At 40.7% G+C, this 10,203-nt stretch carries 9 protein-coding genes; 5 read left to right on the top strand and 4 right to left on the bottom strand.

Annotation, left to right across the window (positions count from 1 at the left end; genetic code table 11):
* Positions 1-62 precede the first annotated feature (62 nt).
* Positions 63-755, top strand: a complete 693-nt coding sequence (locus tag ACT3SX_RS11550; protein ID WP_192520062.1) for an SH3 domain-containing protein — start codon at positions 63-65, stop codon at positions 753-755.
* A gap of 94 nt (positions 756-849) precedes the next feature.
* On the opposite strand, the gene ACT3SX_RS11545 is transcribed toward ACT3SX_RS11550, so the two are convergent.
* On the bottom strand, positions 850-1,110 hold the full coding sequence (locus ACT3SX_RS11545) for a DUF1289 domain-containing protein (protein WP_192520061.1): 261 nt from the start codon (positions 1,108-1,110) through the stop codon (positions 850-852).
* Between the two features lie 187 nt (positions 1,111-1,297).
* Between ACT3SX_RS11545 and ACT3SX_RS11540 the strand changes: the two genes are divergently transcribed.
* The 3 genes from ACT3SX_RS11540 (at position 1,298) to ACT3SX_RS11530 (ending at position 4,717) form a co-directional block, all read left to right on the top strand.
* Positions 1,298-1,930, top strand: a complete 633-nt coding sequence (locus ACT3SX_RS11540; RefSeq protein ID WP_192520060.1) for a YqiA/YcfP family alpha/beta fold hydrolase — start codon at positions 1,298-1,300, stop codon at positions 1,928-1,930.
* A 110-nt stretch (positions 1,931-2,040) separates the two neighbouring features.
* A complete protein-coding gene (parE, locus tag ACT3SX_RS11535) occupies positions 2,041-3,927 on the top strand; it encodes a DNA topoisomerase IV subunit B (protein ID WP_192520059.1) in 1,887 nt (628 codons plus the stop codon).
* A 97-nt stretch (positions 3,928-4,024) separates the two neighbouring features.
* Complete coding sequence (locus tag ACT3SX_RS11530) at positions 4,025-4,717, top strand: lysophospholipid acyltransferase family protein (protein WP_192520058.1); 693 nt, start codon at positions 4,025-4,027, stop codon at positions 4,715-4,717.
* Positions 4,718-4,821: 104 nt separating this feature from the next.
* On the opposite strand, the gene ACT3SX_RS11525 is transcribed toward ACT3SX_RS11530, so the two are convergent.
* A complete protein-coding gene (locus ACT3SX_RS11525; protein ID WP_192520057.1) occupies positions 4,822-5,490 on the bottom strand; it encodes an SDR family NAD(P)-dependent oxidoreductase in 669 nt (222 codons plus the stop codon).
* Positions 5,491-5,797: 307 nt separating this feature from the next.
* A complete protein-coding gene (locus tag ACT3SX_RS11520) occupies positions 5,798-7,450 on the bottom strand; it encodes a mechanosensitive ion channel (protein ID WP_192520056.1) in 1,653 nt (550 codons plus the stop codon).
* A gap of 463 nt (positions 7,451-7,913) precedes the next feature.
* On the opposite strand from ACT3SX_RS11520, the gene ACT3SX_RS11515 reads away from it, so the two are divergent.
* The gene (locus ACT3SX_RS11515; protein WP_192520055.1) at positions 7,914-8,645 is read left to right on the top strand and encodes an FKBP-type peptidyl-prolyl cis-trans isomerase; all 732 of its coding nucleotides are present in this window, start codon (positions 7,914-7,916) and stop codon (positions 8,643-8,645) included.
* A gap of 123 nt (positions 8,646-8,768) precedes the next feature.
* On the opposite strand, the gene argA is transcribed toward ACT3SX_RS11515, so the two are convergent.
* Positions 8,769-10,091, bottom strand: a complete 1,323-nt coding sequence (gene argA / locus ACT3SX_RS11510; RefSeq protein ID WP_192520054.1) for an amino-acid N-acetyltransferase — start codon at positions 10,089-10,091, stop codon at positions 8,769-8,771.
* Positions 10,092-10,203 lie beyond the last annotated feature (112 nt).

Genomic DNA, 10,203 nt, shown 5'->3' with positions numbered 1-10,203 from the left:
TATTTCCTAAAGCTCAGATGCACCTGTCGGTAAATGGGCATATCAGTCGATGGTAGAAGCGAATGTCAGACCCTATTAGAGATTTACGAGCATCTCTAATGCGGATATCTAATCCATTTGCAGAGATACGGAATACTGTAGCTAATAGCGCATCTCTAAAATCAATGAGGGAGATTGCGTTTGAAGTACAGTCCAACATAGAAATAGATAGCAAAGGTACGGTTACGCTAGATGATAAACGTATTACTGCTACAGCGCTTCAAGAATTATCAAATAAAATATTTTATGATTCATCAATAGCTAAAACAAACTCGTTAGAAGAGTCTATAAATAATTTAGTTAACGAAATACGGAAACAAAAAGACCCCTTATCTCAGAGAATATTGATATGCTTTATATATCCGTTAATAATCATCGTGATTGCATCATTTCTAAATCCAATAGTAGATCATAACGTCAAGTCATACTTAAATTCTGATAAAAGGGCTCTAGAAAAAGAGTTAAAAGCTAATGCGAACTCAGTCATTGATGACAGACAGTTATTACTTTCACTAAGATATGTATCAGTTGATATCTTGAATGTAAGAACCTCTGCATCAACTAAATCAAAACCAATTGGATGCTTATATTTTTCTTCTACAGTATTGATAATTGAAAAACGTAAAAATTGGACTTTAATCGAGTGGCACGATCCTGAAACAGGTGCCGAAATTACTGGTTGGGTTTTTTCAAGGTATCTTGCCAAATTTAGGTAGCGCTTTAGCAAGGTATTACTATAAAATAATTATTCCGCTATGCTCCACAGATGTATAGCACAGCATTAAATTTTAAGAGATGAATATAAACATTCTAAAACAACTCGCCCATCTCAATTTCTTCCTCAAACTCGAACCCCAATTGCTCACTTTTACGTTGTTTCATCTGCTCGATACGCCGCTTACGTCCAGAGACCAGTCGCAGTACCTCACGGCGCTGCTCTGTGGTCATATCATGCCATAGCTGACGTTCAGGACGACTGCGCAAGCAGCCAAAGCAATAGCCTTTTTTATTGCTTTGACAAAGACCAATACATGGGTTGGCAATCTCGAACAGCTCAAACTGTTGATTCATGACTCCTCCATAATGACTACCGTCATTCCTTTGACCTGCATAAAACCACTGTTTAACTTTATTATGTCGTAAATATTGACTAATAGTGTGCCGTTTTATTATTACTGTTTTTATGGAGTGGATGCTATGCTGAGTGTTTAGTATCTATATAAAGCAATCATAACAAAATTAATAAGCGAGATTATACGTGAACATTATTTATATTCATGGACTGGATAGCGATGCGAACTCTACCAAAGGTGTGCTGTTAGAAAAATACTGCCAGCAGTATCATTCTGATATCAGCGTATATCGCCCTGATCTTAACAGCGCTCCTGAGCAAGTATTTGAGCAGTTGGTCAAATTGGTAACTGAATTAAATAGAGAAGCTAGAACGGTGCTGGTAGGCAGCTCGTTAGGTGGTTATTTTTCTACGCTAGTTAGCAATCATACAGGCTGTGCGGCGTTATTATTAAACCCCAGTACTCAGCCGCATATTACGTTGCAGCGTTTTGCTAATGAATTGTTAGTAAATACTGATAACGAAGGTGATGCGTTAAACAATGAAATTCTACATACCACAGCGGGCGGTTGGAATATTACTCACTCAGATTTGCAATGGTTTGCCGCGCATCCTTTAGAAGTGATTAATCACCCTGATAAAATGGCTGTCTTGATCAAAGAAGGAGATGAGCTGCTGAATCCTTATTTATCAAGAGATTTTTATAGAGGGTCTGATGTAAGGGTCACTTTGCAAGAGGGTGGCGATCATAGATTTAGTGATTTCAACGAACAGCTGCCTATGGTCATCAAGACGCTACAGCATTTGCTACAGAATTAAATAGACGACATTATATGACGTAAGTGACTGAGTATTGACGTTACTGTCGCTATTTTTCGTTATAATGGTTTAATAGAATTAAACGCACATGAACAGTTAAGGATGCATTTGTGAGTCAATATAATGCGCAGTCGTTAGAAGTCCTAGAGGGACTTGAGCCAGTACGTCGTCGCCCAGGTATGTATACTGATACCACGCGCCCCAACCATTTGGCGCAAGAAGTCATCGATAACTCAGTTGATGAAGCATTGGCGGGTTATGCTAAGACGATCAAAGTTCAGCTATATAGTGATGGGTCGTTGTCCGTCGAAGATGATGGTCGCGGTATGCCCACGGATATCCATCCTGAGTTTAATCAATCAGGCATTGAGCTGATTTTGACACGTTTGCATGCGGGTGGTAAGTTTTCTACCTCTAATTATGAAGTGTCAGGCGGTCTGCATGGCGTAGGTATTTCTGTCGTTAATGCGCTATCGACGCGTGTGGAAGTCACCGTATGGCGTGACAGTACACAGTTTGATATGGCGTTTGAGAATGGTGCACCAGTGACGCCGTTGACTGAATCGGTCAGTTCGAACAAGCGTAAGCGTGGTACCAAAGTGCATTTTTGGGCGGATGGTAGCTTTTTTGATACGCCTAAATTTAATGTTAAGCAGCTCAAACATAATCTCAAGGCCAAAGCCGTGTTGTCCGCTGGATTGACGATTGAATTTGTCGATGAGATTAATAACGAAAAAGTGGTTTGGCAATTTACCGATGGGGTTGTGGAATATTTAAATGAGCAACTCGACGGTCTTGAAACACTGCCAGAAGCACCGTTCTATTATAATTACGATGCGAAAGCTGGCGAACGAGCTGCCATTACCTTTGCATTATCTTGGTTGCCTGATGGTGGAACGCCAATTCAAGAAAGCTATGTAAACCTTATTCCGACAGCTCAAGGTGGTACGCATGTTAATGGCCTACGCACGGGTATTTTAGAAGCATTGCGTGAGTTTTGTGATATTCATAATTTACTACCGCGTAGTGTGAAGCTAACCGCAGAAGACGTCTGGGATGGGGTTAATTACATCTTATCTCTTAAGTTCTCTGAGCCGCAGTTTTCTGGACAAACCAAAGAGCGTCTGTCTAGCCGCGAGGCTGCTGGCGCCGTGCAAACGCTGGCGAAAGATGCGTTTAGCCTATGGTTAAATCAAAACGCAAACATGGGCACGCAGATTGCTGAGTTGGCGATCAATAAAGCAGGTCGCCGCCTAAAGTCTGCCAAAAAAGTCGCCCGTAAGAAAATTACTCAGGGGCCAGCATTGCCGGGTAAGCTAGCAGACTGCCGTGGTGATTTGCGTGATGGCGCAGAGTTATTCTTAGTTGAAGGGGATTCTGCAGGAGGTAGTGCTAAGCAAGCGCGTGATCGTCATTATCAGGCGATATTGCCACTACGTGGTAAGATTCTAAATACCTGGGAAGTGTCGTCAGATACTGTGCTGTCGAGCCAAGAAATTCATGATATTGCCATTGCTATCGGGGTGGACCCTGCTTCCGATGATTTGTCTGAGCTGCGTTATGACAAAATATGTATCTTAGCGGATGCGGACTCGGATGGTTTGCATATCGCGACATTGATTTGCGCGTTATTTGTGAAGCATTTTCCTGCATTGGTTGACGCGGGTCATTTATTTGTAGCGATGCCGCCATTATACCGTGTGGATGTCGGTAAAGAGGTTCATTACGCGTTAGATGAGCCTGAACTTGCGCATATTTTGGCTAATGTACCGGGTAATAAAAAGGCACAAATCACCCGATTTAAAGGCTTGGGTGAAATGAGCGCAGAACAATTACGTGAAACAACGATGAACCGCGATACTCGACGTTTGGTTCAGCTAGACATGGATGACATGGTGCTGACCAGTAGTATTATGGATATGCTATTGGCCAAAAAACGTGCATCTGACCGTAAGTCTTGGCTTGAGAATAAAGGAAATCTGGCTGATATCTCATAAATGAATCAGCTATTGAGTCATAAAATGCTATAAAACTCAACTTAGCAGCATAAGCTTAATGTTATGATATAGGCATCTTTTATTATGTGGTGCCGTCATGACATCAAAGTTTTTTAATCGCGCAAAGAAAGTTTCTGCGACTGAACGCTCTAAAATTTTGCCAAAGCTCAGCAAAAAACAGCTGGGTGAGCACGTGCCAAGACGTGGTAATAAAGTTGCCCCAATGATTGCTTCAGCAATGTTAAAAGCGTCAGGTTGGCGTACAGTTGGTGAGATTCCAGATATTCCACAAGCGGTTGTGTTAGTCTTACCCCATACGTCAAATGTTGATGGGGTTTATGCGATACCCAGCTTATTCGCCCTAGATTTAAAAATTAGCATTATGGGTAAGCATACTCTATTTAAAGTGCCATTATTTGCTCAGCTATTGAGCTGGATGGGAGTCATTCCGATTGATCGTGGCAATAAAGGCTCGGTGCTACAAGCGAGTATTGATAAGTTTAAAACAGGCGAACCTTTGTTTTTAGGGTTAGCGCCAGAAGGTACACGTCAATATACTGAAAGTTGGAAGACAGGTTTTTATTATTTAGCAGTAGGTGCTGGCGTACCGATTTTACCAGTGGCTATGGACTACAACACTAAAGAAATACGTTTTATGACACTGGTTCATCCTACTGGTGATATCGAAACGGATCTGCCAAAAATTTATAAGCAGTATCAGGGTGTAATACCCAAACATCCTGAACGGTTATCACAGCCGCTACAAGACATCAATAACTCAGCCAAATAAGCCATTTAAATGCGCTGTTCCTACATAAATAAAAGCCCCTTAACATAATGATGTTAGGGGGCTTTTATTGATAGTGATACGTATTGGTGCTATCCAAAAGCTTATTAGCTATTGAATGTGCTAACCCCGCCATCGACAGGTAGGTTCATACCAGTGATAACGGCAGCATCTTCACTAGCCAAAAACATAACGGCGGCGGTCACATCAAAGGGTGTGGCGGTTTTTCCTAATGGAGAGAGCGCAACAAAAGGATTAGAGCTGTTATCTGTCGCGACTAAGCCTGCTGCTACTGCGTTAATACGTACGTTATTTGGAATATTTTCTAACGCCAGTTTTTTTGTAATATCAGTCAAGTTACGCTGTTCAGCTTTATAAGTATCAATATCCCAATCTACTGGGATATCAGTCAGCGTTGAGACATTAACAATATTACCTTGAGTTTTAATCAGCTCTGGAATAGCTGCCTGGTGAATGCCAATTTCAGTATCTATATTGACCATCACATCAATATGCTCGTATTTATCGAGTACATGCTCTATCAATCTTGCTGTCTGACTCGGGTCATTCACATCACTGGTTACAGTAAGATGATTGCCTGTATTAATCCAGGTATGGTCTTGTGGCAGGTCTTCATAGATATATTCTAGGATATCGGAACTAATGCCAACAATAATACAGTTAGCCCCTTCCTGTGCAAACCTAAGTGCGGTTGCACGACCAATATCTGAATCAGCTCCAGTTATGATGACGGTCTTTTCTTTAAAGCGCTTCATATTGTTCAATCCTTGTTATTATATGATTGTCGTTAAATAAATTTTAGGGCTTTATACTACAAACGTCATTGTGCATGATGCACTGTCTATGAGTCTGCACATAAGCGATATGACTTGGATATCATCATAACAACTCATCACCATGAAAGCGACTGTATCTCATGGTACTTATGATTAGAAATCCAATACCTTAGAATCTACTCTCTCAATAATAAACACTTGTAACTGTGTCCAACTTCATAGTCACCATAAAAAAAGACAGCCTAGGCTGTCTTTTTTTATGTAAGGCTTAAGAATAATAGGCTATTTATTTGTCGTCGCTACCAGGTAGTAACACGTTACCATCATTGCTGATATCGTCAGTATTGACAGAAGTGGTATCAACTACATCTGTATGCACGTCATTAGTTGGTGTGCTTGTAGCGGTTGGTGTGTTGTCACGAACTGCTTCAGCAACTTTATCTTCAGTTGATGCGCTAGGCTCAAGTGTAGACTTCGCTTTTGCTTCAGTTTGTTCTTCATCCATTTTGTCTTGCATTTTGCGCAAGAAGCGAGCTGCTGCTTCTTGACCACCAAGACCAAACGATAGAGCAAAGGCTACAGCTACAGCACCTAATGTTAGACCAAATGCTAGGTTAACAATAGAGTCAGCAATGCCCATCGCTTTTAGACCCATGGCAAGTACTAGACCCATGATCAGTACACGTACGATGTTTGCTAAGAACTGTGAACCTTGTTCAGAGCGTTCAACAACACTAGCAATAATATTGGCAAGCCAAAAGCCGATGAATAGAATAACTGCGCCCAAGATAATGTTGGCACCAAAAGCGATAAACATCGTGATGAGGGCTGAGATAGGTTCGAAACCTAATAGATCGGCCGCTGCGATAGAGGCAAATAACATAGCAAAGAAAATAATTGCCCAACCAACCAAGTCAGAAACTTGTTTGTCGCCCATGGCTTCTTCTAGACCAACTTTAGCAGGCAATTGGTTGATTGCAGTGTTTTCGATCAGGCCTTTGATAATGTTGGCGACCATACGAATGACGTAGAAAGTCACTATTAAGATAGCTGCTGCCATAAAGATGTTTGGCAATGCTTCCATGATTTTGTTCAGCATGTTCGTCGCAGGACGAGCAATTACTTCGATTTTTAGCGCATTTAATGCGGCAATAATCGTTGGAATAATAATTACTAAAAATGCTAATGAACCAGCAATGTTGGGTAGGCTATTTTTTTCGCTTAAACCTGCTTTTGAAGCAATTGCTTGTATATCAAAAGTAGCAACTAGATTGGTTACGATACCACGTACTACTTTAGCGATAATGTAGCCAACAACAAAGACAACTGCTGCAATCAAAATATTAGGTATAAAGCTGAAAATTTTATCAACCATATTAGTTAGTGGTGCAAATAAACCATCAAGCTGTAGTTTACCAAGCACCATGGTCAAAACGACTAGTAAGATGAACCAATAAACTATGTCAGCAATTGTACTGCTCATTGGTTTAACGCCAGCTTGAGCACTTAAACGTTCATCCATTGAGGTTTTAGACAGTACAGTATTGATACCTGTACGTGCAACGGTAGCCACGACCCAACCAATAAGACCAACAGCAATAGCACCAATCAAATTAGGAATAAATGCTAAGACTTGATTTACCATATTTGCAAATGGAGTTGAAATGGAGTTTAAGTTTAGTTGATTTAGCGCTCCTGAAATAGCGATAATAAAGATAAACCAGAATACAACCTTGGAGAAAATACCTTCTAGGTCGTAAGCCTTACCCGTTGAAGACTTCATACGTTGGTTAAGATTGACTTTAGAGAGCACGTTGCGTACCAAAGCCGCGATGCCAAGTGCAACTAGCCAACCAATAATAAAAATTAAAATAGCACCGATAATGGAGCCGATAGGGCCACCCAGATAGCCGTTAAAAGATGTGTACATTGGATTCATGTTATCCTCCTTTAATCATCATATAACAGCTGCCAAACGATACTATGAGTACCGTTATTATTAAGCGGAGCCAATATATAGATGGTTATAGTAAATAGTGTTCTTCAAAGTAAGCTATGCGATGATGTTATGGTTTTCGCGTAAATAGCCTTATCAAAAAGTACCTGTTTGCTTTATATTTATGGCTTTATTACTGGTACCTAGATGTTTTTTGATAAAGCAGATACTTGATTGCTTATCATCTTAGCTAATTTAGCATAGCTGATGAACCAGTAGATTTAAAGACACAATGCTTAACTTGTTACTATATTTGTGTGATAACTTGTTATTATGTGAATGAATATTAACATAGATTATACATTCACCCGATAATTTTATTCTAAACATGGTTACTAAAACTAAGTTTTGCTATTATAGAAAAATGTGACATCTCGCCACTATTTTTACAATTTGAGAGTATTTTATGAAAAAAATCACTACGTTAAGTGTTGGTGCACTTGCTAGCGCTATGTTGTTAGTAACAGGCTGTAGCACAAATAATGGCAGTCAAGAGACTGCAGCTCAAAGCGTTTCAATTACTGAGCAAAGCTCAGCAGATGAAAAAGTGGGCTATAGCTTAGGTTTTATGATGGCTGAAGGTAATAAAGAGGCTGTCAGTGACCTAAATCTTGATACTTTCGAAAAAGGCTTTCGTGATGGTTATGAAGGTAACGACTCAGCATTGACTCAAGAGCAAATGCAAGAAGTATTGACGACGTATCAAAAAGAGCAAGAAGAAAAATTTGTCAAAGATATGGAAGCAAAAGCTGAAGAGAATAAAACCAAAGGTGCAGCTTTTTTAGCAGAAAATGCTAAAAAAGAAGGCGTCAAAGAAACGGCTTCTGGCCTGCAGTACAAGGTAGTAACAGAAGGTACTGGTAAATCACCAAAAGCAACTGACGTGGTTGAAGTAAACTACGAAGGTAAGTTGATCGATGGTACTGTATTTGATAGCTCTTATGAGCGCGGTGAGCCAATTGAATTCCCATTAAATCAAGTCATCGCTGGCTGGACAGAAGGTCTACAGTTGATGAAAGAAGGCGGTAAATATGAGTTTTACATCCCGTCAGATATCGCTTATGGCGAAGCAGGTAATGCAGGAATCGAGCCTAACAGCACGTTAGTATTTACGGTTGAGTTGTTGTCAGTAAAATAATAAGTATTGATACTGATTAAGTATCATATTGAATAAGAAAAGCCCTCTAAAGTAAGAGGGCTTTTTTATGGCTAGCGTTTGGGGCTTTCGGATGTTATTTAATAACATCCATCACCATTGTTGTTATAAGTTTTTTTGGAAAACTTTAGAATTTCGGCCGTTATGATACTGCTCTTGACGAGACTCGGGCAATGCAGATGCTTCAACTTCGGCAAAGCCTTGTTCAACAAACCAATGTGCTGTGCGAGTGGTCAATACAAATAGCTTGTGTAGACCATGGCTGCGGGCTTGTTGCTCCAAAAATGCGAGCAAATCAGCACCGCGGCTACCGTTCCGATATTCAGGGTGTACGGCAACACAGGCAACTTCTGCAGAATCACTGTCTAATTGATAAAGGGCTGCACAGCCCAAAATCATACCATCACGCTTAATGACACTATAATGCTCAATGTCTTGTTCCAAACGTTCGCGTGAGCGGCTGACCAAAATACCTTGCTTTTCTAGCGGAGATAACAGCTCGATCAGTCCTACTACGTCATCAATATTGGCACGGCGAATTTCTTCGTAAGGATCATGGCTGATAAGGGTGCCTGAGCCGTCACGAGTGAATAGTTCTTCTAATAAGGCACCATTTTTGGCATAGGAGATGATATGTGTGCGATGGACACCTTGGCGGCAAGCCAAACTCGCACAATTTAAGAAATAATTGATTTCGCAGTTTAAATCGCGATCACGTAAAAAGCGATCAACTTCGTTTGGAATCATTTCACGCAATAGGCGGTCATCATCATTGATGCCTGCTTCTTCACCTAAGAATATTAATTTATCAGCACCTAAAGCTACCGCTGTATTTAGCGCGACATCTTCGGCCAGTAGATTAAAAACTTCGCCAGTCGCTGAATAACCCATAGAGCCTAAAATGACGATATGATCGTGTAATAGGTTGTTTTTGATGGCTTCAACATCGATAGAGCGCACTTCACCTGTCATCTGATAGTCGACACCATCACGAATACCGTAAGGACGCGCTGTGACAAAGTTTCCTGAGATAGCATCAATGCGAGAGCCGTACATTGGTGAGTTGGCAAGCCCCATTGATAGCTGAGCCTCAAGCTGTAAGCGGATAGCACCTACTGCTTGCAAAATAGCAGGCATTGCTACTCTTGGCGTAATCCGAATGTCTTGATGCAGTGGAGACTCGATATCCATGTCTTTTAAGTTTTTTTCGATTTGCGGTCGCGCTCCATGCACCAGTACTAGCTTGATTCCTAAACTATGTAGTAAGGCAAAGTCATGAATAAGCGTGCTAAAGTTTACGTGATTGACCGCTTCACCGCCAAACATAATCACAAAAGTTTTACCACGATGGGTATTGATATATGGAGCAGAGTTGCGGAACCACTGAACATATTCAGGGTTAATTTGGGGCATGGCGCTAGTAGTCATAATGGGAGCAGTAGTCGTTAGAATAAGAAAAAGGGCGTAGCAAAAAATGCTTATCGCTAAAGATTTACCATAGCAAAAAATGCCGTTATGAGCTATCTTTTATTTCAGTTGT

The sequence above is a fragment of the Psychrobacter sp. AOP31-B2-9 genome, from assembly GCF_052378005.1.
Taxonomy (GTDB): domain Bacteria; phylum Pseudomonadota; class Gammaproteobacteria; order Pseudomonadales; family Moraxellaceae; genus Psychrobacter.
The sequence above is the reverse complement of the archived record's forward strand: the minus strand, read 5'-3'. Positions and strand labels throughout refer to the sequence as shown.